The sequence below is a fragment of the Microcella indica genome, assembly GCF_013414345.1.
Classification (GTDB): Bacteria; Actinomycetota; Actinomycetes; order Actinomycetales; family Microbacteriaceae; genus Microcella; species Microcella indica.
Map to the genome: position 1 here is coordinate 1,458,985 of NZ_CP058670.1, position 22,369 is coordinate 1,481,353.

The window sequence follows — 22,369 nt, forward strand, 5'->3', positions numbered from 1 at the left end:
CCTTTCGCGGGCGGCGCAGGGCGAACCCTGGAAGCCGCCTGACGGTGGGGGCGGATAGCGTCGGCGCGGATGCACGCGACTCCAGACTAGTAAAGGTAGGGTCGGTGTTCGTGCACGTACTCAGCATCAGCTCCCTGAAGGGAGGCGTGGGCAAGACCACCGTCACCCTCGGCCTCGCGTCAGCGGCGTTCGCTCGGGGCTTGCGCACCCTCATCGTCGACCTCGACCCGCAGTCCGACGCCTCGACGGGCATGGACATCCAGGTTGCGGGCCACCTCACGATCGCCGACGTGCTGGGGGCACCCAAGGAGCGCACGGTGCGGCAGGCGATCGCCCCGAGCGGCTGGACGCGGGGGCGCCCCGGCACGGTCGACGTGCTCATCGGGAGCCCGAGTGCCATCAACTTCGACGGCCCGCACCCGAGCATCCGGGAGATCTGGAAGCTCGAGGAGGCGCTCGCCCACGTGGAGGCCGACTACGACCTCGTGCTCGTCGACTGCGCTCCCTCTCTCAACGCGCTCACGCGCACGGCGTGGGCGGCGAGCGACCGGGTGGTCGTCGTCACCGAGCCCGGCCTGTTCTCGGTTGCGGCCGCCGATCGTGCTCTGCGGGCGATCGAGGAGATCCGCCGCGGGCTCTCCCCCCGCCTGCAGCCTCTCGGCATCATCGTCAATCGCGCTCGCGTGCAATCACTCGAGCACCAGTTCCGCATCAAGGAGCTGCGCGACATGTTCGGCCCGCTCGTGCTCGCCCCCCAGCTTCCCGAGCGCACGTCTCTGCAGCAGGCTCAGGGCGCGGCGAAGCCCCTGCACATGTGGCCGGGAGACAGCGCGCTCGAGATGGCGCGCAACTTCGACCAGCTGCTCGACCGCGTCATGCGCACGGGCCGGCTGGGCGAGTACGCGGCAGGCTAGCGCGCGCCGTCGGGCTCGAGGCTCGAGGCTCGAGGCTCGAGACTCGAGGGGGATGGTCGCGGCTCAGCTCGCGCGGGTGGACCGCCGCGCGGCGAGCTCGTCCTGCGGGTCGGCCGCGGGCGTCGAGTCGAGGTCGACGAGGCTCGACTCGACTTCGCGCAGCACCTTGCCCACGGCGATGCCGAACACGCCCTGGCCGCGGCTCACGAGGTCGATGACCTCGTCATCGCTCGTGCACAGGTAGACGCTCGCACCATCGCTCATGAGCGTCGTCTGCGCGAGATCGTTGACGCCGGCCTCGCGCAACTGGTTGACGGCCGTGCGGATCTGCTGCAGCGAGATGCCGGTGTCGAGGAGCCGCTTGACGAGCTTGAGCACGAGGATGTCGCGGAAGCCGTAGAGGCGCTGCGTGCCCGACCCGGAGGCACCACGCACGGTGGGCTCGACGAGCTCGGTGCGCGCCCAGTAGTCGAGCTGCCGGTAGGAGATGCCGGCGGCACGAGCGGCGACCGCTCCGCGGTAGCCGGCCTGGTCATCGAGCTCGGGCAGACCGTCGGTGAACAGCAGCCCGAGGTCGTACCGCTCTGCACGGCCGCTGACGTCGCCCATTGCCCCACCTAACCTTCATGTTGAACGTGACAGTTGCTGTCCCGTCGTTCACAGTAGCGACCCGTCCCGCGTCGATCGGAGACATTCGCTCGGACACGTCGGCGTGTCGGGGCCCTTGCTACGACTGTAGCCTGCCGAGAGCCGATCGGATGAGACTCGACCGCACGATTTCGAGCTGCCCCGCGATCTCGCGAGCGAGCTCGGCCGCCTTCGCGCGGCTCGACGGATCGTTGCGCCGCGACACCGGCACGAGGGCAGACTCGATGAGCCCGAGCTCGCGCTCCGCGGCCGCCCGGAAGCCCCTCAGGTGCCGAGGCTCGATACCCGAGCGCTGCAGCTCGACGAGCGCGCGCACGACGGCGAGAGCATCCTCGCCGAACGTCTCGGCCGCGGGCACGAGCGATGCGCTCACAGCATCGTTCAGCAGCCCCGCGCTCGCACCGCTCTCGTGCAGAAGCTCCTCGCGGCTCAAGCGGCGCTCGGTCGCGAGCATCGACGGCAACGGCACCGAGCCGAGCGGCAGCGCGGGCATGCGACCCGCCTCGAGCTCCGCGAGATGGCTGCGGATGACCTTGAGCGGCAGGTAGTGATCGCGCTGGAGAGTGAGGACGAAGCGCAGACGATCGACGTCGCGCGGCGAGAACTTGCGATATCCGGACTCAGTCCGGTCGGGGGCGACGAGCTGCTGCTCCTCGAGGAAGCGCAGCTTCGACGGCGTCAGATCAGGAAACTCCGGACTGAGCTTCGCGAGCACCTGACCGATGCTGAGCAGGGCACCCTTGCCGGGCTCGCGAGCCGGGGCGGCGGCGGGCCGTGAGGGCATCAGGCGCTCGAGGGCAGGTCGTGCCGGGACGCGTAGAACGTGAGGTGGAACTTGCCGACCTGCACTTCGGAGCCGTCGACGAGAGGCACCGTCTCCTCGATGCGCTCCCCGGCCATGAAGGTGCCGTTGAGGGAGCCGAGGTCGCGCATGGAGAACTGCGAGCCGTGGCGCAAGAACGACGCGTGCTTGCGGGAGACGGTCACGTCGTCGAGGAAGATGTCGGCGTCGGGGTGGCGGCCGGCGACCGTGACATCGGAGTCGAGCAGGAACCTCGCGCCGGTGTTCGGCCCGCGGCGCACGATGAGAAGACCCGAGGATGCCGGCAGGGCCGCGATGACCTCGAGCTCCTCCGGCGAGATGCCCGCCTCCATCGCCGCGAGCTGCGCTGCGAATTCGGGCCCGTAGTGCACCGTCGTCTCGTGCGGGCGGTACTCGGTCGACTCGTCACCGGTACGACCGTTCTGCGGGGCCTCAGCCATCAACTCACCTCCTCACGAACCCAGCGTATCCGATGCTCCGGGTGCCGGTTGCGCCGATTCGGCCAGCAGCGCGAGCGTCTGACGGAGGTAGAGGGCGCCCGCCCACCAGTAGAGGAAGCCGCCCCAGAGGATGAACGCCCAGCCGATGGGATCGCTCACCGCAGCGACCTGCGGGAAGGCCTGGCCGAGCACGAGGATCGGGAGGGCGTAGAACAGCGCGAAGGTCGCGAGCTTGCCGAGATGGTGCACCGGCAGGGGGCCGTAGTCGTGCTGGGCGAGGACGACGCCGAGCGCGGCGAGCAGCACGTCCCGGCCGACGATGACGATGACGATCCACCAGGGAACGACCTCGCGCACGGCGAGAGCGATGACCGCGGCGAAGATGAAGAGGCGGTCAGCTGCAGGATCGAGCAGCTGCCCGAGCTTCGTGATCTGGCCGAACCGACGCGCGATGATGCCGTCGAGATAGTCGGTCGCGCTGGAGATGACGATGACGACGAGTGCCGCGAGGTCGTTCCCGGTGAGAACGAGGGCGAGGAAGACCGGCACCAGCAGCAGTCGAACGGTGCTCAGGGCGTTGGGGATCGTGACGATGCGATCGCTCACGACCGCGCTCGCCCCGCTCGACTCCGCCTCCTGCTTGGCCACGCCGTCAGTCTAGTGATGCTCGTCTCCCGCACAGAGTGCACTATCCGGTACCGCGCGCGAGTCGCTACCATGCGGGCATGGACCCCCTACTCGTGACCATCGGCATCGCCGCCGGAGTCAGCCTCGTCACCTGGATCGCTTCTCTCCTCACGGGAGACCACTCGTGGGTCGACCGCATCTGGTCGATCGTGCCGGTCGTCTACGTCGCGGTCTTCTGGGCCGCGAGCGGCTTCACGGATGCTCGGCTCACGATCATGACGGTGCTCGTCGCTCTGTGGGGAGCGCGGCTGACGTTCAACTTCGCCCGCAAGGGCGGCTACCGCGGCGTGGAGGACTACCGCTGGCCGATCCTGCGCGAGCGCATGACGTCCGGTCAGTTCCATGTGTTCAACATCGTGTTCATCGTGCTCTTCCAGAACGCGCTCCTGCTGCTCATCGCTCTCCCCGCGCACGTCGCCTTCGAGAACCGCGGCACGCCCGTCGGTGCGCTCGATCTCGGCCTCGCCGCGCTCTTCCTCGCCCTGCTCGTGGGCGAGTTCGTCGCCGATCAGCAGCAGTGGTCGTTCCAGCAGGCCAAGGCCGCGACGATCGCGGCGGGCCGGGAGCCTCGGGAGCGCTTCGTGACCTCGGGCCTGTGGCGCGTGAGCCGGCACCCGAACTTCTTCTTCGAGCAGGCGCAGTGGTGGGTGCTCTACGCGATGGGCGCAGTCGCGCTCGGTGCGGCGCTGCACTGGTCTCTTGTGGGCCCCGTGCTGCTCACGGCGCTCTTCATCGGGTCCACCGTGTTCACGGAGTCGATCACGCGGAGCCGGTATTCCGAGTACGCCGAGTACCAGCGGGCGACCTCGATGCTCATCCCGTGGATTCCCCGTGACCGTCGTGGCGCTCCCGCCGACGCGACGGCCTCCTGACTACCCTCGCCCCCATGTCGTGCATTCGCTTCAACACGCCCGCGCAGCGCCGGCAGCTCGCTGCGAACGCCCCCGCGATGCAGTCGCCACGCGCGGACGACCCCGCCGACGAGCCGGTCGCGCGCTTCCTCTCCCCCGCGGTGACCGCCTCGAAGGTCGCGCGCATCCGGCGCCTCGCGGCCGACCGCGACCCGAAGATCCGCGCGAGCGCGGCAGCGTCGTACCACGCGCCCGAAGAGGTCTACGAGGCGCTCTCGCGTGACGAGGACGCCGAGGTGAGGGCATGCATCGCGAAGAACGAGCAGGTTCCCTGCGACATCCTGCGCCGCCTCGCGCATGATCCGGACGAACGGGTGCGCGGGTTCGTCGCCCTCAACTACTTCGTGCCGGCCGATGCCATGACCGAGCTCGCGGAAGACCCGAGCGCCGTCGTGCGCGGCCTCGTCGACTGGAAGGCGCGCCTCGCGGAGGAGGAATCGGCTGACGACACCGAGCGCGCCCGCGAGCTCGCGTCGGCCTAGCTCCGACCCTCGTCGACGTCGCGGTCGCCGCGCGAGCGGAACCCGCCGGACCCCGCGACTCGATCGGGAAGCACTCGCGCGAGACCAGCGATCACGCGGTAGCGCACCGTGGGAATGACGACGGAACGGCCGCGCTCGATGCCGCGAAGGGCAAGCCTCACGACCCGCGCGGCGTCGAGCCAGAGGAACGCCGGAATGCCCGCGGTCGAGACCTCCATGCGCTCGTGGAACTCCGTGCGCACGAACCCCGGACAGACGGCGGTGACGCTCACGCCGCGTGCGCGGTACGCGAGGTTCGCCCCGCGAGCGAAGGAGACGCCCCAGGCTTTGGCCGCGGCGTAGGTGCCGCGCGGGGTGAACGCGGCCACGGAGGAGATGAGCACGATGCGCCCCGAGCCTCGGTCGAGCATGCCGCCGAGCGCCGCCTGGGTGAGCCGCAGCGGCACGCTCACGTGGATGTCGAGGTGGCGCTTCTCCTGCTCGACCGTGTTCTCGTGCAGCTCCCCTCGTATTCCGTACCCGGCGTTGTTGACGAGCAGGTCGACGGGGCGGCGGCGCTCGAGGAGGCGCGCCGCGACGGAGTCGAGCCCCTCCGGGTCGAGCAGGTCGGCGGGCAGCGCCTCGACGCGCACCCCGAATTCGTGCTGCAGGGCCGCTGCGCTGTCGGCGAGGCGCGAGGCATCACGAGCGACGAGAACGAGATCGTGACCCTGCGCGGCGAGCTGCCGCGCGAACTCGGCGCCGATGCCGGCGGTGGCCCCCGTGATGAGTGCGGTCGTCATGAGCCCACGCTAGCGAGTGCTCCAGCCTTCGGGCCCTGCACTGCCGGCCGCGTACTCCTCGAGGGCCACATCGTCGCTGCGCCACGCTTCGAGCACGGGCTCGACGATGCGCCAGCACTCCTCGGCGAGGTCGCCGCGCACCGAGAGCGTGTCGTCGCCGTTGAGGATGCCCGAGAGCACCTCCCCGTAGGCGCTCAACTGGCCGGCACCGAACTCCGCCTCGAGCCGGACCCGGTCGAGGTCGAACGGGTCGCCCGCGCCATTGATGTCGAGGTCGAGCGAGAGCCGCTCGGGCATGAGGGCGATGCGCACGACCGCGGGCGGCTGGTCTCCCCGCAGCCCGCGGGGGCGATCGTCCACCGGCCGCAGCGTGAGTCGCAGCTCGGTGAGCGGCGACCCGAGCGCCTTGCCGCTGCGCACCGTGAAGGGCACTCCGCGCCACCGCGGTGCGTCGACCTCGAGGTCGAGCTCGGCAAGGGTCTCCGTGCCGCGATCCGGCTCGACGCCCTCCTCGCTCGCGTAGTCGGGAACGCTGCGACCCTCCACGTCTCCCGCGGTGTACCGGGCGCGGCGGCTCGACGTCGCGGGGTCGCTCGAGACGCGCGTGCGCGCGAGCGCCTCGACCATCGCGTCGTGCAGGTCGTCTGCCTCGATGCTCGCGGGCGCGTCCATGGCGACGAGCGCGTGCACGAGCAGCAGGTGGCTCTGGATCATGTCGACGAGCGCTCCCGCGCCGTCGTAGTACCCCGCGCGCCCCTCGAGCGCGAGAGTCTCGTCGAAGACGATGTCGACCCGCTCGACATGCTCGGCGCTCCACAGCGCCTCGAGCGCGCGGTTGGCGAACCGCAGGCCGAGCAGGTTGATGACCGTGGCGAGCCCGAGGAAGTGGTCGATGCGGAAGGTGCGGGACTCGGGCAGCAGCTGCGCGAGGGCGGCGTTGAGCCGGGCCGCGGAGGCGCCGTCGACCCCGAAGGGCTTCTCGAGCGCGAGTCTCGTGCCGGGCGGCAGGTCGACGCCGCGCAGCGCCTCGACGGCGTGCTCGGTGACGGCGGGCGGAAGAGCGAAGTACAGGATGGGAGGATGCTCGGCGGCCTCGAGGAGGCGGCGCAGGGCATCCGGCTCGGTCGCGTCGGCCTCCTCGAACCGCGTCCCCTGCACGACCGCGTCCCGCAGCGGGCCGCTGCCGAGGGCGGTGCGCACCTGCTTGCGCCAGTCGTCCTGAGGCATGGCGTGGTGGCCGACGCCGACGAGCTCGACAGGCTCGGGGTGATCGTCCGCCTCCGACTGCGCGAGAACGCCGTCCAGCCCCGGCAGCAGGAGCCGTCGCGTGAGGTCGCCGCCGGCGCCGAGGATGATGAGGGTGCGTCCGGTCATCCCTCTACGCTAGCGAGGCGACCTGCACGGCGCGTCTGATTGGATGGAGCGCATGCCTGAGCCCCTCGAGAACTACGCCCTCATCGGAGACTGCCGTTCGGCAGCGCTCGTCGGCCGCACCGGGTCGATCGACTGGTTGTGCATGCCCCGATTCGACTCCGCCTCCCTCTTCGCCCGCATCCTGGGCGATGAGACGCACGGGCACTGGTCCCTCAACCCCGTCGGGGCCGTCGAGTGCACGAGCCGGCAGTACGAGGAGGACACGTTCATCCTCGTCACGCGCTGGGTGACCGAGTCGGGCGAGGTCGAGGTCATCGATTCGATGCCGCACGGCGACGGGGCCGCCGATGTCGCACGCCGCGTGGTGGGCATCAGCGGCGAGGTGGTCATGGAAGAGGTGCTGCGCATTCGCTTCGACTACGCGGACGCGATGCCGTGGGTGCGGCAGGCCGGCACCGAGGAGGAGCCGGAGCTCGTGGCGATCGCCGGGCCGGACGCCGTGATCGTGCGTGGACCCCACTTCCAGTCGATCGACCACGCCCACCGCGCCGAGTTCACGGTGCGCGAGGGCGAGACTGTCGACACGGTGCTCACGTGGTTCCCGAGCCACAAGACGCCGTACCCGCCCCTCGACCTCGACCAGCAGCTCGCCGACACGCGCGCGTGGTGGCAGCGCTGGGCACGGGCGTGCCGCGAGCCTGGAGCCTACGACACCGAGGTGCGCCGCTCGCTCCTCGTGCTGCGAGCACTCACCCACGAGACGACCGGCGGCATCGTCGCCGCCCCCACGACGAGCCTGCCGGAGGACATGGGCGGCAGTCGCAACTGGGACTACCGCTACGTGTGGTTGCGGGATGCCGCTCTCACGCTCGAGGCGCTCATGCTGCACGGCTACGAGCGGGAAGCCCATGAGTGGCGCGACTGGCTGCTGCGCGCGATCGCCGGCGACCCGGAGGACGTGCAGATCATGTACGGCCTCTCGGGCGAGCGCCGGCTCGACGAGCGGGAGCTGCCGAGCCTTCCCGGCTACCGCGGCTCCTCCCCCGTGCGCAAGGGCAACGGCGCCTACACGCAGTTCCAAGGCGACATCTTCGGCGAGGTCATGATCGCGCTCGAGGATGCGCGCGACCTCGGCGTCGCGGAGGATGACTTCTCGTGGTCCCTGCAGGTGGCACTGCTCGAGCACATCGCGCAGAACCTCGATCGGGAGGACAACGGCATCTGGGAGATCCGCGGCCCGCATCAGCGCTTCACGCACTCCCGCGCGATGATCTGGGCGGCCTTCGACCGGGGCATCGCCGCCGTGCGCACGCACGGGCTGCGAGGCCCGGTCGAGCGCTGGGAGCTTGTGCGGGCACAGCTCGGCGACGAGATCGAGCGCCTCGGGTTCAATGCGGAGCGCGGGCACTACGTGCAGCACTACGCCACGACGGAGGTCGACGCCTCGCTGCTGCAGCTCGCGCAGATCGGCTACGTCGCCTACGACGACCCGCGCATGCTCGGGACTGTCGCCGAGATCGAGCGCACCCTCCTGCGGGACGGGCTGCCGCTGCGGTACCGCACGGAGAGCGGGGTCGACGGCCTGGAGGGGGACGAGCATCCGTTCCTCACCTGCGCGTTCTGGCTCGTCGAGCAGTACGCGCGCTCCGGTCGCCTCGACGACGCCGTCGTGCTCATGGACCGGCTCGTGGGGCTCGCGAACGACGTCGGCCTGCTCTCGGAGGAGTACGACACCGTGAACGAGTGCCACATCGGCAACACGCCTCAGGCGCTCTCGCACCTCTCCCTCGTGCGCGCAGCCGACTCGATCGCGTTCGCGAGGCAGGAAGCGGTCTCCGCGTGAGCAGCCCCGCATGAGCGAGAGCGCCCGCGTGGATGCCTGGGTGTGGGCGATCCGCCTGTACTCCACGCGATCGGCAGCGACCGCGGCGTGCAAGGCCGGGCACGTCAAGGTCAACGGTGCCTCTGCCAAACCGGCGCAGGTCGTGCGGCCCGGTGACACCGTGCGCGCTCTCACCCCGGGTGGCGAGCGCATCGTCGAGGTCGCGGGCATCATCACGAAGCGCACGAGCGCGCCGCTCGCCGTGAAGAACTACGTCGACCGCACGCCTCCCCCGCCACCGAAGGCGGAGCGGCCCGCCGCGATCGTGCGAGAGCGCGGAGCGGGGCGCCCGACGAAGCGCGATCGCCGACTCACGGAGCGCCTGCGCGGGCGCGACCGCACCCCCGAGACGGACTACTGAGAACGCCGACCTCAGGGCAGCCCGCTACTCGAGGTCGAGAGCCTCGAGCGAGCGCTGGATCGTCTCGGCCGAGTGGTGGAAGGCCCGCTCCTCCTCGGCCGAGAACGGCACGTCGATGACCCGCGAGACGCCCTGGGCGTTCACGACGCTCGGCACCGAGAGCGCGACGCCGCTCACACCGTGGTAGTCGGTGAGCACCGAGCTCACGGGCAGGATCGCACCCTCGTCGCCCAGGATCGCCTCGACGATGCGGGCTCCCGAGAGACCGATCGCATAGTTGGTGGCGCCCTTGCCCGCGATGACCGCGTAGGCGGCGTTCTTGACCTCCTCGGCGAGGATGTCGAGCTCTTCGACGGTCAAGCGCGCGCCCGAGTCGTCCGCCCACTCGCGGATGGGCACGGGGCCGATGCGGGCCTGCGACCAGAGCGCGAACTCGCTGTCACCGTGCTCGCCGACGATCATCGCGTGCACGCTCGAGGCTGCGACACCGAGTCGCTCCGCGAGACGCCAGCGCAGGCGGGACGAATCGAGCACGGTACCGGAGGAGAAGACTCTGGCCGGATCGAGGCCGCTGACGCGCTGCGCGGCCACGGCGAGCACATCGCACGGGTTCGTGACGAGCATGTAGATGGCATCAGGTGCGCGCTCGAGGAGGCGCGGCATGAGGTCGCGCAGAATCCCGATGTTGGTCGCAGCGAGGTCGAGCCGACTTTGCCCGGGGTGCTGCTTCGCGCCGGCCGTGATGACGACGACGTTGGCACCGGCGACAGCGTCAAGGTCGCCGCCGCCCTCGATCGTGGAGGAGCCCACGAAGGGCGTGCCGTGTGCGAGGTCCAGCACTTCGGCCTCAGCGCGGGAGGCGTCGATGTCGTAGAGCACGACCTCGCGGGCGGAGCCCCGGATGAGCGAGGCGTATACGAGTGATGAGCCGACGGCCCCGGCACCGATGATGGCCAGGCGGGAGTTCTCGGTCGCAGTCATGATGCGACCACCTTAGCCACTCGGCGCGCGGGGCCGTGCGGGTGCGAGCGCTGCTCGTGAACGTGCGGCGCGTGCTACTGGGTGGGAGCCTGGTCGCCGATCGCGAAGCGCACGGCGCCCTCTTCGCTGACCTGCGCGTCGAGCACCTTCTCGTCGAGCGCGACGGAGGCGTTCGACTCGAGGAAGACGCGCGCGGCTCCGGCCTCGACGACCTGGTCGCCGGGCTGCGGCTCGGGGGCGACGGCCACGGCGAACTCGGTCGACTGGGGGCCGCCGCTGTCGATGCGCAGGCCGGCGGTCTGCGGGTCGGCCTCGCGCGAGACGAGGTTCTCGATGACGGTGCTGGCGGTCGGGGTGAGAGTAAGCATGAAGGATCCTTTCGGCGGTGCGGTCGACGGACAGCGAGCCACGCTTCCGAGACTTGCCGCCGGGGTCAACCGCGGGGCCGGTTCTCCCAGGCCTCTCCCACGAAACGGTGGGGCGATTGTGCGGTCAGCCCGCGCGTGTCGCCGGTCATAGCAGGCACTCCCTCCCTGCCTGCGCCGACGACGTCGCGCGCTCGCGTACCATCGGCACATGGCCGATCTGCCTGCGCTCCTGCGCGCCGAGCTCGGCGACGCCGTCGTCACGGACCCGGCGGCCCTCGAGGCGGCGCGCGGGGACTACTCGGGGCAGCGCAGCGACTCCGCGCCGCTCGCTATCGTCGAGGCGCGCACGGTCGCCGACGTGCAGACGGCGTTGCGCTTCGCCCACGCGCATCGGCTGCCCGTCGTGCCGCGCGGTGCGGGTACCGGGCTCACGGGCGGCGCGACGGCCTCGGCGGGGCAGCTCGTGGTCAGCACGAGCCGGCTCACGAGCATCCTCGAGATCAACACGGCCGACCAGCTCGCGGTCGTGCAGGCGGGCGTGCTCAACGCCGATCTGAGGCGCGCGGTCGAGCCACACGGACTCCTCTTCGCCCCCGACCCGGCGAGCAAGGAGATCTCGACGATCGGCGGCAACATCGCCACGAACGCAGGCGGGTTGCTGTGCGCAAAGTACGGCGTCACGCGCGAGTCTGTTCTCGGCCTGACGGTCGTGCTCGCCGACGGGTCGCTACTCGCGCTCGGGCACCGCACCGTCAAGGGAGTCACGGGGCTCGACCTCACGGCACTCATGATCGGCAGCGAGGGCACGCTCGGCATCGTCGTCGACGCCACGGTGCGCCTGCTGCCGCTGCCGACGGGCAACCCCGCCACACTCAGCGCGACCTTCGTCGACGTCGTCGCGGCGGCGGCCGCCTCCTCCGGGATCACCGCCGCTCGCCTGCGGCCGGCGGCGATGGAGCTCATCGACGCGCGTGCGCTGCACGGCATCCATGAGCACCTCGACCTGCCGAGGCCCGCGCCGGAGTCGGTGCAGCTGCTCGTGCAGTTCGACGGCGCCTCGGCCGCGGCCGATGCGGGGGTCGCGCTCGCGATCCTGCGCGAGCTCGGTGCGGAGGTCGCCATGACGATCGACGCGGAGGAGGGCGAGAGGATGCTCGCCGTGCGCCGCGCGTTCCACCCCGCCATGGCGGCCCGCGGCTCGGTGCTCATCGAGGACATCGCCGTGCCGCGCTCGGCGCTCCCGGCGATGGTCGCCGAGATCCGCGCCATCGAGGAGCGCTTCGGGCTCGAGATTCCCACCGTCGCGCACGCGGGCGACGGCAATCTGCACCCCAACCTCATCTACACGGGCGACACCGTGCCGGCCGAGATCTGGCAGTCGGCGGACGAGATGTTCCGTGCCGCGCTCGCCCTCGGCGGCACCCTCACCGGCGAGCACGGCGTCGGCACGCTCAAGCGGCGCTGGCTCGAAGAGGAGCTCGGCACGCCGCAGCTCGACCTGCAGCGCCGCATCAAGGAGGTCTTCGACCCGCTCGGCATCATGAACCCCGGGAAGGTCTTCTGACCGTCGGGCGGCTCAGGCGCGTCGGGCGACGTACACGCCGTTGCGCGAGGTGCCTTCGGTGAGCGGGTTCGCGAACTCGACCGTGTGACCCTCGACCGCCTCGAACACCTCGTGCAGCACGGCGAGGAACGACGCCTCGGGCGGGTCGTCCGACCACAGGGCGAAGACGCCGCCTGGGCGCAGGTGGCGCGCGAGCCGGCGCATCCCGTCGACCGTGTAGAGGTCGGCGTGGCTCGCGTCGAGCGTGAAGGTCGGCGTGTGGTCGACATCGAGCAGGATGGCGTCGAGCGCGGCCGGCACGGTCGGCTCGGCGCCGGGCTCCCCGCGCATGACGGCGAAGAAGTCGGCGTGGACGAGCCGCGTGCGCGTGTCGCCGACGAGCGACTCGCTCACCGGCAGCAGGCGCTGCTCGTGCCAGCGGATGACCTCGGGCAGAGCATCCACGACGGCCAGGGTGCCCACGCGCCCGTCGGCCAGTGCCGTGACCGCCGTGTAGCCGAGGCCGAGGCCCCCCACGACGACGTCGAGCGGGCCGGCAGCCTCGACCGCGGCGAGTCCCAGCCGAGCGAGCTCCTCCTCGGCGACCGTGAAGAGGCTCGACATGAGGTACTCCTCGCCGAGCTTGACCTCGTACACATCCGTGCCAGCGGCTGCGATGTGGCGGCGACGCAGCGTGAGCTCGCCCATGGGGGTCGACTCGTAGGCGAGCTCCTCGAAACGCAGCATGCCGCCCAGCCTACGGAGCCGGGCGGCATGCGGTGGACGATCAGGCGATGCGGATCATCTTCTTGTTGACGAACTCGTCGATGCCGAGAGTGCCCAGCTCGCGGCCCGAGCCGGAGCGCTTGATGCCGCCGAAGGGAAGCTCGGCGCTGTCGGCGAGCACGCAGTTGACGTAGACCATGCCAGCCTCGATGCGGTCGGCGACGCGGGCCGCCTGCTGCTCGTCGGTCGTGAACAGGTACGAGCCGAGTCCGAAGGGCGTGTCGTTCGCGAGCTCGACCGCGGCGTCCTCGTCCGCCACGCGGAACACCTGGGCGACCGGCCCGAAGAACTCCTCGTAGTACGCGTCGTTGCCGGGCGCGACGCCCGTGAGCACGGTGGGCGCGAAGAACGTGCCCTCGCGGGTGCCTCCCGTCGCGACCGTCGCACCGCCGGCGACCGCGCGCGTGACCTGGTCCTCGAGGTTCTCCGCGGCCGTCGACGACGAGAGCGGGCCGAGCGGGCCGCTGCCCTCACCCATGGGGTCGCTCGGCGAGACCTCCGCCATCGCGGCCGTGAACTTCTCCACGAACGCGTCGTACAGGTCGTCGATGACGATGAAGCGCTTGGCGCCGTTGCAGGACTGCCCGCTGTTGTCGAGGCGCGCGTCGACCGCCATCTGCACGGTCGCGTCGAGGTCGTCGGTGCTCAGCACGATGAAGGGGTCGCTGCCGCCGAGCTCGAGCACCACCTTCTTGAGGTGCCGCCCCGCCTGCTCGGCGACCGCGGCGCCGGCGCGCTCCGAGCCCGTGAGCGAGACGCCCTGCACGCGCGGGTCGGCGATGATGTCGGCCACCTGCTCGTTCGTCGCGTAGATGTTCGTGTACGCGCCGACCGGGAAGCCGGCGTCGGCGAAGATCTGGTGGATCGCGGCCGCCGACTCGGGGCACTGCGCGGCGTGCTTGAGCAGGATGGTGTTGCCGAGCATGAGGTTCGGGCCCGCGAAGCGCGCGACCTGGTAGTACGGGAAGTTCCACGGCATGATGCCGATGAGCACGCCCATGGGGCTCTTGCGGATGACCGCGGAGCCCTCGCTGCCCTCCGCCAGGTCGATCGGCTCGTCCTCGAGCAGCTCGGGGCCGTGGTCGGCGTAGTACTGGTAGATGTCTGCCGAGAAGTCGACCTCGCCGAGGGCGTCGCCGATCGGCTTGCCCATCTCGCGCACGATGATCTCGGCGAGGTGCTGACGGCGTTCGCGGTGCAGCTCGGCCACCTTCGTGATGAGGGCGGAACGGTCATCCGGCGTCGTCGTGCGCGACCAGTCGCGGTAGGCGGCAGCAGCGCCGTCGACGGCCGCGGCGATGTCGGCGTCGCTCGCGGTCGGATACGTGGAGAGCGTCTCCCCGGTCGCGGGGTTGACGACTGCGTACTTGCTCATGAGGCTCCTCGTGGGTTCGCTCGGTGCACCTCGGGCCGCGCCGATGGGCGCGACGGTGGCGGCGGTGCACGCCTGGACAACAGCCTATGGCGCGGGTGCCGCGCATCGGAAGCCGACTGGCTCAGCATCCCCTGAACGTGCCCGTCGCACGATTCGTCACGAGCCCGTAATCCGGGTGACACAGTGCGCTCGTAGCGTGAGGCCATGGCGAGACCGGGGCGGGCATCGTGATCGAGTGGGTCGACCCGTTCATCGGCACGAGCGAGACGCGGCTTCCCGAGCGCACGGGCCTCGCGGCCTCCTGGTGGTCGCCCAAGCCGCAGATCGGCAACACCCACCCCGGGGCGACGCACCCCTTCGGCATGGTCTCGGCCTGCGCGTACTCTGGCGCCTACCCCACGGGATACGGGCAGTACGACCTCAGCACCGAGGGCCTGCCGCCCCGCCTCTACGACGAGCCCCTCGCGAGCGGCTTCACGCACTTCCAGCAGAGCGGCACGGGGGCGATTCGCAAGTACTACAACTACTTCCGCGTCACGCCCATGCTCGAGCCGCTCGACGCGCTCGGCCGCTCGTGGTCGGTGAGCGACGAGGAGGCCTCCCCCGGCCGCTACGCCGCCACGCTCGGCTCCGGCGTGCGCGCCGAGCTCACGGTGGGGCCCAAGAGCGCCGTGCACCGCTATACCTTCCCCCGGCACCGCGACGCGCGCCTCGTGATCGACTTCTCGCTCGGCGGCCTCGCCATCCCGCACGGCGAGACGATTCCGCTGCGCGCCCAGCTGCACTCCATCGCCCCCGGCGTCGCGCAGGGCGAGATCGTCGTGGAGGGCACGCCGCTCGCCGTGCACATCGAGTGCGATGCGCGGCACTGGCGGCAGCTGCTCTGGTACGACCGACGGCTCATGCACGGCGGCACGCGCCTCGACTTCGACTCGATACGCCCCACGACCCTGCGCTCCTTCGGGCTCATGTGGGCGGGACCCGTGAGCGAGGGTGAGACGATCGAGCTGCGTTTCGGCTTCTCGATGCGCGGCGTCGAGCAGGCCGAGCGCAACCTGCGCGCCGACTGCGGCGACGGGCCCGCCCGCTTCGCCGACCGGCACGAGGCGACCGAGCAGACCTGGCGCGAGCACCTCGGTCGCATCGAGGTCGCCACGCCGAGCGCCGAGCGCCGCACGGTCTTCTCGACGGCGCTCTACCACTCGCTCATCAAGCCGAGCCTCGCCCTGAACGAGAGCCCGTTCTGGCCGGTCGACGGCCCCTTCGCCTTCGACATCAGCACCATGTGGGACATCTACCGCACGCAACTGCCGCTCATCACGACGCTCTTCCCCGAGCGCAGCGTCGAGCTCGCGAACGCCATGCTCACGATCTGCGCCGAGGAGGGAAACTTCCCGATCGGGTACCGCATGGCGAAGGGCAGCGACCGGTTCTCGCGGCAGGCGAGCGCGCTCGCGCACACCTTCCTCGCCGACCTGAACCAGCTGGGCCTGCCCGGCATCGACTGGGACTGGGCCCTCGTGCACATGCACAACGACCTGCGGCGCACCTACGGGGAGGACTTCCTGCAGCGCGGCATCGTCGACCCCGTGAGCCACACCCTCGACCTCGCGTTCGGCTACTGGTGCACGGCCCGCGTCGCGCAGAGCCTCGGCGACACCGCGCTCGTCGAGGAATTCGCCCCGCTCGCCGAGCGCTGGCGCACCGCGTTCGACCCCGCGACAGGGCTACTGCGCGACTCGACCTTCTACGAAGGCACGACGTGGAACTACTCGTTCCGCCTCCTGCACGACATGGCCTCCCGCATCGCCGACGTCGGCGGCGACGACGCCTTCGTCGCGCTCCTCGACCGGTTCTTCGGCATCGGTGCACCGCCAGCGGCTCAGCCGGGCCTCGCGCCGAGCCTCGAGGAGCTCGCGGCGGGGTACGCCCTCGGGCGCTTCGAGGGCCTCAACAACGAGCCAGACATGGAGGCGCCGTGGGCGTACCACTACGCCGGCCGCCCCGACCGCACGGCTGAGATCGTGCACGCTGCGGTGCACCAGCAGTTCGGTATCGGGCCCGGCGGTCTGCCCGGCAACGACGACTCCGGCGGCCTGAGCTCGTGGTACGTATGGGCCTCGCTCGGCCTCTTCCCCGTCGCCGGCCAGAACCTGCTGCTGCTCAGCACCCCCTCGTTCGAGGAGGCGACGCTCGATCTGGGTGACGCACGCTTCGAGATCGTCACGCGCGGATTTCGTGAGCCGCATCGGGATGCCCCACCGCAGTACGTGCAGGGCGTGCAGCTCGACGGCGCGAGCCTCGAGCGGCCCTGGCTCACGGGTCACGAACTGCACCGCGGCGGCCAGCTCGTGGTGCAGCTCGGTGATGCTCCGAGCGCCTGGGGCACGAGCATCCGGCCGCCGTCTCTGCCGCACCCCGCCCACGTACCGACGCCCGCCGACCACCCTCGAAGGAGCACCTCATGACCGATTCGTTGCGCCGCCTCGTCATCGTCGTGCGGGCAGATCCGGTCATCTGCGGCCACTCCGTGGAGGCGCGCAACCTCGCCGAAGCTGCCCTGCTGCGCGGCTTCACCGAGGTGCGCATCGTCACGTGGCCGCTCGAGCAGCTCGAGCGCAGCGGCCTGCCGCTCAAGCCTGCCGAGAGCATCACGCCGTACAGCCCCGGCATCACCGTCGAGCGGCCCGACGATGTCGGCGACTACAAGGTCATCGACGGGCGCTACCTGGCCGGCATCACCGGGCGCCTCGTCGAGCTATTCACCGACGGCGTGCCGACCGTGTGCATGTCGCTCTACCTGAGCCCGCACACCCTCGCGGTCTCCGACGCCGTGCGCGTCGCCTGGAGCACGGGCCTGCCCGTCGACGTGACGACGATCGCCGAGGCGGTCGGCAGCGATGTGACGAACGTCGTGCGCAGCTGCGTCGAGTCCGGCCAGTACGGCGCGGCGGCGCACGTGCTCGCGAGCTACCTCAGCAGCGACCGGTGCGTCGCCGTCTCGGAGTACACGCGCGACCTCATCGTCGACTCGGCGAGCCTCATCGACGAGCGCCACGGCACGAGCTTCGCGCAGCAGTGCCGCGAGCGCATCACGATCTCGTACCCCGCGATCGACACGAGCGCGTACCTCGAGCTCGATGAGGGCGAGCTCGAGCGCCGGCTGGCCGCGCGCGGCCTCGCTCGAGACGGCTACGTGCTGTTCCTCTCGCGCCTGACGAAGGCGAAGGGCGTCGACGACCTCATCGCGGGCTTCGCACGCAGTCGCGCCCACGCGGGGCTCACGCTCGTCATCGCGGGCCGCGGGCCGGAGGAGGCGGCGCTGCGCGAGGCCGCAGCACGCTCGGGGGTCGCCGACCGCATCGTCTTCGCGAACGATGTCTCCGACACCGAGAAGCCCTACCTCATGGCCGGGTGTGCCGCCTACGTGCTGCCCAGCAAGCCGCGCCCCGAGTTCGTCGAGACCTTCGGCATCGCGCTCGCCGAGGCGATGCTCGCCGGGTCGGGCCCCGTCATCACGGCCGACACGGGCGGCATCATCGAGGCGGTCGGCGACACGGCGATGATCGTGCCGGTCGATGACCCGGATGCGATCGCGGCCGCGATCGACCGCGCCGTGCTCGAGCTCACCGCGGAGGAGCGCCGGGAGTGGTCGCGCCGCGCCCGCGACTACGCGCTGCAGTTCGACCGGCTCGCGGTGTTCGACAAGCTCTTCGACGGGCTCGTCGTCGATCGCGTGCCGGGCTGAGCGCCGAGCTGAGCGACAGCAGTCGTCAGCGGCAGACTTGTCGGATCGTGCCCTCGATGACGTCGGTGAGGGCGACCACGGAGGCGGCGTCGGCCCACTCGAGGTCAGCGTGCGCTCCCCCGCCGTCGGCACCGATGACGACGCACGGAATGCCCGCCTCCTGCACGAGGCGCGCATCCGTCCAGAACGGCTCCCCCCGCAGCCGCGCCGGGCGGCCAAGAGCGCGCTCGACCTGCTCCGCCACTGTGGCGACAATCGCCGAGTCGGGCTCGACGGCAAAAGCCGCTCGCGCCACCTGACGGCGCACGGCGCCGAGCGCGCCGGGCACGCGCGCGACGGCGCTCGCGGCGAGGTCGTGCAGCTGCTGCTCGACAGCGTCGAGGTCGTCGCCGGGGAGGGTGCGGCGCTCTACGGTGAGCACGCAGCGGTCGGCGACCGTGGCTTCATCGGTGCCACCGGAGATCGTGGAGACCCGCACGGTGCCGTGCCCCAGCAGCGGATGCGGCGGGGTGCTCGCAAGCTCGGCACGCATGTCGTCGAGCCCGCGCAGGAACGCGCCGGCCGCCGCGATCGCGTCGACACCCTGCTCGGGCATCGAGCCGTGGGCGGCGACCCCGGCGAACTCCACCGTGAACCACGCGAACCCGCGGTGGGCGACGGTCAGCTCGAGGGCGGAGGGCTCGACGACGATGCCCGCCGCCGGTCGCACGCCGGTCGCGGCGAGGTGGGCGAGGGTCTCGAGAGTGCCGTTGCTGCCGAACTCCTCGTCGGCGACGAGCGTGAGCACGGCATCCCCGCGCAGGGCGCCGTCGGCGAGGGCGCGCGCGGCGGCGCCTATGACGGCAGCGACGCCACTCTTCGTGTCGAAGGCGCCGCGGCCCACCACCCGCTCCGCGTCGTCGACCGTCTCGCGCGCGCCCGAGAACGGGTCGCCGTCGTAGCCCGCGACTCCGACGGTGTCGAGGTGGCCGTTGAGCAGGAGCGTCGCGCCGCCTCCGGTGCCGCGCGCGATCGCGACGAGAGAGGGATGCCCGGCTCGGGTTTCGAGGCGTGTCACCTCGAGGCCGTGGTCGGTGAGCCACGCGGCGCACCAGTCGGCGATCGCCGACTCCCCCGCTCCCCCGGGCACGAGGTCGCTGTTGACGGAGTCGATCGCGATGAGCTGCGCGAGCACCTCGAGGGCGTCGAGCGAGGCGGGGGCGGCGGGCGTGTGGCTCACGCGAGCCAAGCGTAGACGGCGGGCCGCCCGAGCGGGCGCAGTGCGGCGCCTCTACTCTGGAGGGCATGGCGAGACGGGCGGGCGGCGGGCGCGGAGCATCCCGTGCTGGAAGCATCGTGCGCGAGTTCCTCGCGGGCGCCTCCCTCGTCTTCCGCGGCTTCGCGACGTGGCGGCGGCGCCCCGGTCTCATGCTGTTCGGCATGCTGCCGGCCGTCATCGCGGCCGCGATCATCACCACCGTGCTCATCGTCATGGGCCTGAATGCACAGGACCTGTCGGCGGTGCTCACGGGCTTCGCCGAGGAGTGGGACGCCGGGTGGCGGGACGCCTTGCGCGCGGTCGTCGCGATCCTGCTCGTGGCGGGGGTCATCATCGCCGCCGTCTACACGTTCACCGCGCTCACGCTGCTCATCGGCGACCCCTTCTACGAGCGGGTGTGGCGCCGCACCGAGGAAGATCTCGGTGGCTTCGCGCCGACGCCGCTGACGTTCTGGCGGTCGTTCGGCGGGGGCATCCTGCTCGTGCTGCGCGCGATCAGCTACGGCCTCCTGACGTTTCTCGCCGGCCTCCTACCCGTCGTGGGCGCGGTCACGGGTCCCGTGACGGGCGTGCTGCTGGGCGGCCACCTCATTCAGCGCGAGCTCACGACGCGGCCGCTCGAGGCGCGCGGCATCGACGGTGCGGCGCGCGCTCGACTCATCCGCGGTTCGCGGGCGCGCGCGCTCGGCTTCGGCGTCGCGACCCAGCTGCTCTACCTCGTGCCGGGCGGCGCGATCGTCGTCATGCCCGCCGCGGTCGTCGGCGCGACCCTGCTCGCGCGCGACGCGCTCGCCCGTGCGGAGTTCGACGACGGCGACGTCACCTGAGGGGCAACCGGCGCACTCGCACGTGTTCTCGAACGATGGAGACAACCGCGCCCTCACTCAGGTCTGACTCGACCGCGGAAAGGTTCGAGATCAAGATCTCCGCCTGGACAGCGGGGGCCAGGTGATCCGACGAACGCAGCAGCACGAGTGACGGAGCACTGCCTCGAGATAGGGCCAGGAGCGTCGCGAAGTCGCTGTCGGCAGAGACGACGACCGCCCCAGTCTCCGCAGCGAACTCGGCTATCTCAATGTCACTCGCCTTGACCAAACCGACATCGCGAACATGAGTTGCCTCGAACCCCGCGGCGGTCAGCGCAACCGACACCGCTGGTGAGAGGTTCGCATCAACGAGCAACTTCATGCTGCGACGAACGGTAGCTCTCGTTGAACGTTGTCGGCGGCAAAGGCAAGAACCGCAAAGATGTCATCGCGCTCAAGGTACGGAAAGTCGTCCAGCACCTGATCGATCGTGCGACCAGCAGCCAACTGGCCCAAGACCGAGGCAACGGTCACACGAGTGTCGCGCACGGTCGGAGCCCCAGCCATGCGGCCAGGATTCACTGAGATGCGGTCGTAGCCCATGCCCGCTATTCTACCGGCACGACGCGAGAGATCGACGGTAGTTGCGCGCTAGCTCGAACCGGAGCCTTTGCCCGCCGAGCGGCGCCCGCTCGAGGTGGAGGCCGCGCCCTTCGCCACTGCAGCACCCGTCGTCTCGCCGACGACCTTGCCGTTGATGAGCTCGCCGATGTCGATGCCGACGAGATCTTTGATGATCTTCGTCGAGGTCGCGAGCTGGCCGGCGACGTTCTCGCCGAGCTGGTTGGTGCCCGTGCCGTCGGAGGAGATGACCGTCATCTGCGAGATGGCGCTCAGCGGCTCGGCGGCGGCGCGCACGATCTCGGGCAGCTGGTCGATGACGCGCTGCTTGAGCAGGGCCTCTGCGCGCTCGGCGAGGGCCTCGGCCTGCGCCCGGGTCGAGTCGGCCTCGGCGGTTCCCTTGACGCGGATCGCCGATGCTTCGGCCTCACCCTCGGCGGCGAGGGCTTCGGCGGCGGCGATGCGGCGAGCCCGCTCGGCGATGCCCTCCGCCTCGACGGCTTCGGCGGCGCTGCGGCGGCGGTTGCGCTCGGCGAGACCTTCGGCCTCGATGGCTTCGGCGGAGGCCTTGCGGGCATCCCTCTCAGCGTTCGCGTTGGCGACGGAGGCGAGGGCGGCCGCGTCGGCGCGCTTCTCGACCGCGTAGGCCTCGGCGTCGGCGACGGCGCGCACCTCGGCGTCGAGCTCCTGCTTGCGCAGGCCGACGCGCTTCTGGGCGGTGACCTCCTGCTGGCTCACGACCTCCTGCTGCGCGATCGCCTCGGCGAGCGGCGCGGCGGCGGCGGCTTCGGCGCGCGCCTTGTCGGTCTCCTTCTGAATCTCGGCGTTGCGCAGGTCGAGGGCCCGCTGGCTCTCGGCGATCTTCTGCGCGGCCGAGATGCGCGCCTCCTCAGAGGCCTGCTGGGCCTGCGCCTCGGCGATCTCCGCGACCTGCTTGACGCGCGCCGCCTCGGCGCGGCCGAGGTCGCGGATGTAGTTGTTGTCGTCGTCGATCTCCTTGATCTGCAGCGTGTCGATCTGCAGCCCCTGGATGTCGAGGGCCTCGCGCACCGCCTCCAGCACCTGCTCCTGCAGGGCCGAGCGGTTGGTGATGATCTCAGTCACGGTGAGCTGGCCGACGATCGAGCGCACCGAGCCGCTCAGCACCTCTTCGGTGGAGGATTCGATCTGGTCCTGCTGGTTGAGGAAGCGCTGCGCGGCGGCGCGCACCATGGGCTCGGAGCCGCCGACCTTGACCACGGCGACGGCGTTGACACGGATCGTGATGGCGTCGCGCGTCTGCGCGGTCGCCTGCACGTTGAGCTGGCGCGAGCGCAGGCTGAGCTTGAAGTAGGCCTCGACGATCGGCTTGACGAAGACGCGCGAGCCGAAGACGACCTTCTGGCCGACGTTCTCCTTCTCGTGGTTCTGCTCGCGCTCCTTCGGGGTGCGCTGGCGCGAGGTGACGATGATCGCCTCGTCGGGCTTCGCCACCTTGATGGAGCGGAGGATCACGACGATCACGATGAGGACGAGCAGAGCGAGCACGCCGATGATCACCCAGAGAGTGAGGTCGCCGCTGAAGGAGTCGAGGGTCATA

Annotated in this window: 23 protein-coding genes; 9 read left to right on the forward strand and 14 right to left on the reverse strand. The window is 70.9% G+C overall.

Annotated features, from left to right (window positions below; genetic code table 11):
- The first annotated feature begins 110 nt into the window (after positions 1-110).
- Complete coding sequence (locus tag HUJ41_RS07070) at positions 111-914, forward strand: ParA family protein (protein WP_179871960.1); 804 nt, start codon at positions 111-113, stop codon at positions 912-914.
- A 63-nt stretch (positions 915-977) separates the two neighbouring features.
- On the opposite strand, the gene HUJ41_RS07075 is transcribed toward HUJ41_RS07070, so the two are convergent.
- The 4 genes from HUJ41_RS07075 to HUJ41_RS07090 form a co-directional block, all read right to left on the reverse strand.
- On the reverse strand, positions 978-1,523 hold the full coding sequence (locus HUJ41_RS07075; protein WP_179871961.1) for a MerR family transcriptional regulator: 546 nt from the start codon (positions 1,521-1,523) through the stop codon (positions 978-980).
- 118 nt (positions 1,524-1,641) lie between these two features.
- Positions 1,642-2,346, reverse strand: coding sequence for a transcriptional regulator FtsR (ftsR, locus tag HUJ41_RS07080; protein ID WP_179871962.1), 705 nt, complete (start codon positions 2,344-2,346; stop codon positions 1,642-1,644).
- A complete protein-coding gene (locus HUJ41_RS07085; protein ID WP_179871963.1) occupies positions 2,346-2,825 on the reverse strand; it encodes an FHA domain-containing protein in 480 nt (159 codons plus the stop codon). Before HUJ41_RS07085 ends, ftsR begins: the two co-directional genes overlap by 1 nt.
- 12 nt (positions 2,826-2,837) lie before the next feature.
- A complete protein-coding gene (locus tag HUJ41_RS07090; RefSeq protein ID WP_224744401.1) occupies positions 2,838-3,473 on the reverse strand; it encodes a CDP-alcohol phosphatidyltransferase family protein in 636 nt (211 codons plus the stop codon).
- 77 nt (positions 3,474-3,550) lie between these two features.
- On the opposite strand from HUJ41_RS07090, the gene HUJ41_RS07095 reads away from it, so the two are divergent.
- Both HUJ41_RS07095 and HUJ41_RS07100 read left to right on the forward strand, forming a co-directional pair.
- Entirely contained in the window at positions 3,551-4,384 is an 834-nt protein-coding gene (locus HUJ41_RS07095) for a DUF1295 domain-containing protein (RefSeq protein WP_179871964.1), read from the forward strand.
- A gap of 14 nt (positions 4,385-4,398) precedes the next feature.
- A complete protein-coding gene (locus HUJ41_RS07100; RefSeq protein WP_179871965.1) occupies positions 4,399-4,905 on the forward strand; it encodes a hypothetical protein in 507 nt (168 codons plus the stop codon).
- On the opposite strand, the gene HUJ41_RS07105 is transcribed toward HUJ41_RS07100, so the two are convergent.
- Both HUJ41_RS07105 and HUJ41_RS07110 read right to left on the reverse strand, forming a co-directional pair.
- Positions 4,902-5,687, reverse strand: coding sequence for an SDR family NAD(P)-dependent oxidoreductase (locus tag HUJ41_RS07105; RefSeq protein ID WP_179871966.1), 786 nt, complete (start codon positions 5,685-5,687; stop codon positions 4,902-4,904). The two genes, HUJ41_RS07100 and HUJ41_RS07105, sit on opposite strands and share 4 nt — an antisense overlap.
- 9 nt (positions 5,688-5,696) lie before the next feature.
- Entirely contained in the window at positions 5,697-7,061 is a 1,365-nt protein-coding gene (locus HUJ41_RS07110) for a glucose-6-phosphate dehydrogenase (RefSeq protein WP_179871967.1), read from the reverse strand.
- 52 nt (positions 7,062-7,113) lie between these two features.
- Between HUJ41_RS07110 and HUJ41_RS07115 the strand changes: the two genes are divergently transcribed.
- Both HUJ41_RS07115 and HUJ41_RS07120 read left to right on the forward strand, forming a co-directional pair.
- Positions 7,114-8,904 (forward strand): glycoside hydrolase family 15 protein, encoded by a 1,791-nt coding sequence (locus HUJ41_RS07115; protein ID WP_179871968.1) that lies wholly within the window; start codon positions 7,114-7,116, stop codon positions 8,902-8,904.
- Between the two features lie 10 nt (positions 8,905-8,914).
- Entirely contained in the window at positions 8,915-9,304 is a 390-nt protein-coding gene (locus HUJ41_RS07120) for an RNA-binding S4 domain-containing protein (RefSeq protein WP_179871969.1), read from the forward strand.
- 24 nt (positions 9,305-9,328) lie between these two features.
- Here the strand turns inward: HUJ41_RS07120 and HUJ41_RS07125 are convergent, their stop codons facing one another.
- Positions 9,329-10,285 carry an L-lactate dehydrogenase gene (locus HUJ41_RS07125; RefSeq protein WP_179871970.1) on the reverse strand — a complete coding sequence of 319 codons (957 nt, stop codon included), beginning with the start codon at positions 10,283-10,285 and terminating at the stop codon, positions 9,329-9,331.
- A 74-nt stretch (positions 10,286-10,359) separates the two neighbouring features.
- Entirely contained in the window at positions 10,360-10,653 is a 294-nt protein-coding gene (locus HUJ41_RS07130) for a Fe-S cluster assembly protein HesB (RefSeq protein WP_179871971.1), read from the reverse strand.
- A gap of 208 nt (positions 10,654-10,861) precedes the next feature.
- On the opposite strand from HUJ41_RS07130, the gene HUJ41_RS07135 reads away from it, so the two are divergent.
- A complete protein-coding gene (locus HUJ41_RS07135) occupies positions 10,862-12,217 on the forward strand; it encodes an FAD-binding oxidoreductase (protein ID WP_179871972.1) in 1,356 nt (451 codons plus the stop codon).
- A gap of 12 nt (positions 12,218-12,229) precedes the next feature.
- Here the strand turns inward: HUJ41_RS07135 and HUJ41_RS07140 are convergent, their stop codons facing one another.
- On the reverse strand, positions 12,230-12,943 hold the full coding sequence (locus HUJ41_RS07140) for a polyamine aminopropyltransferase (RefSeq protein WP_179871973.1): 714 nt from the start codon (positions 12,941-12,943) through the stop codon (positions 12,230-12,232).
- A gap of 40 nt (positions 12,944-12,983) precedes the next feature.
- Positions 12,984-14,357 (reverse strand): NAD-dependent succinate-semialdehyde dehydrogenase, encoded by a 1,374-nt coding sequence (locus HUJ41_RS07145; protein WP_179871974.1) that lies wholly within the window; start codon positions 14,355-14,357, stop codon positions 12,984-12,986.
- A gap of 227 nt (positions 14,358-14,584) precedes the next feature.
- On the opposite strand from HUJ41_RS07145, the gene HUJ41_RS07150 reads away from it, so the two are divergent.
- Positions 14,585-16,825 carry a glycoside hydrolase domain-containing protein gene (locus tag HUJ41_RS07150; protein ID WP_179871975.1) on the forward strand — a complete coding sequence of 747 codons (2,241 nt, stop codon included), beginning with the start codon at positions 14,585-14,587 and terminating at the stop codon, positions 16,823-16,825.
- Positions 16,822-18,105 (forward strand): glycosyltransferase family 4 protein, encoded by a 1,284-nt coding sequence (locus HUJ41_RS07155; protein ID WP_179871976.1) that lies wholly within the window; start codon positions 16,822-16,824, stop codon positions 18,103-18,105. Before HUJ41_RS07150 ends, HUJ41_RS07155 begins: the two co-directional genes overlap by 4 nt.
- Before the next feature lie 25 nt (positions 18,106-18,130).
- Here the strand turns inward: HUJ41_RS07155 and HUJ41_RS07160 are convergent, their stop codons facing one another.
- Positions 18,131-19,324, reverse strand: coding sequence for a M20/M25/M40 family metallo-hydrolase (locus HUJ41_RS07160; RefSeq protein ID WP_179871977.1), 1,194 nt, complete (start codon positions 19,322-19,324; stop codon positions 18,131-18,133).
- 65 nt (positions 19,325-19,389) lie between these two features.
- On the opposite strand from HUJ41_RS07160, the gene HUJ41_RS07165 reads away from it, so the two are divergent.
- Positions 19,390-20,190, forward strand: a complete 801-nt coding sequence (locus HUJ41_RS07165) for an EI24 domain-containing protein (protein ID WP_179871978.1) — start codon at positions 19,390-19,392, stop codon at positions 20,188-20,190.
- Here HUJ41_RS07165 and HUJ41_RS07170 read toward each other — a convergent pair.
- The 3 genes from HUJ41_RS07170 to HUJ41_RS07180 are packed head-to-tail and all read right to left on the reverse strand — an operon-like array spanning position 20,183 to position 22,368.
- A complete protein-coding gene (locus tag HUJ41_RS07170; RefSeq protein ID WP_179871979.1) occupies positions 20,183-20,551 on the reverse strand; it encodes a DUF5615 family PIN-like protein in 369 nt (122 codons plus the stop codon). The two genes, HUJ41_RS07165 and HUJ41_RS07170, sit on opposite strands and share 8 nt — an antisense overlap.
- Entirely contained in the window at positions 20,548-20,772 is a 225-nt protein-coding gene (locus tag HUJ41_RS07175) for a DUF433 domain-containing protein (RefSeq protein ID WP_179871980.1), read from the reverse strand. Before HUJ41_RS07175 ends, HUJ41_RS07170 begins: the two co-directional genes overlap by 4 nt.
- A gap of 48 nt (positions 20,773-20,820) precedes the next feature.
- Entirely contained in the window at positions 20,821-22,368 is a 1,548-nt protein-coding gene (locus tag HUJ41_RS07180) for an SPFH domain-containing protein (RefSeq protein ID WP_179871981.1), read from the reverse strand.
- Position 22,369 lies beyond the last annotated feature (1 nt).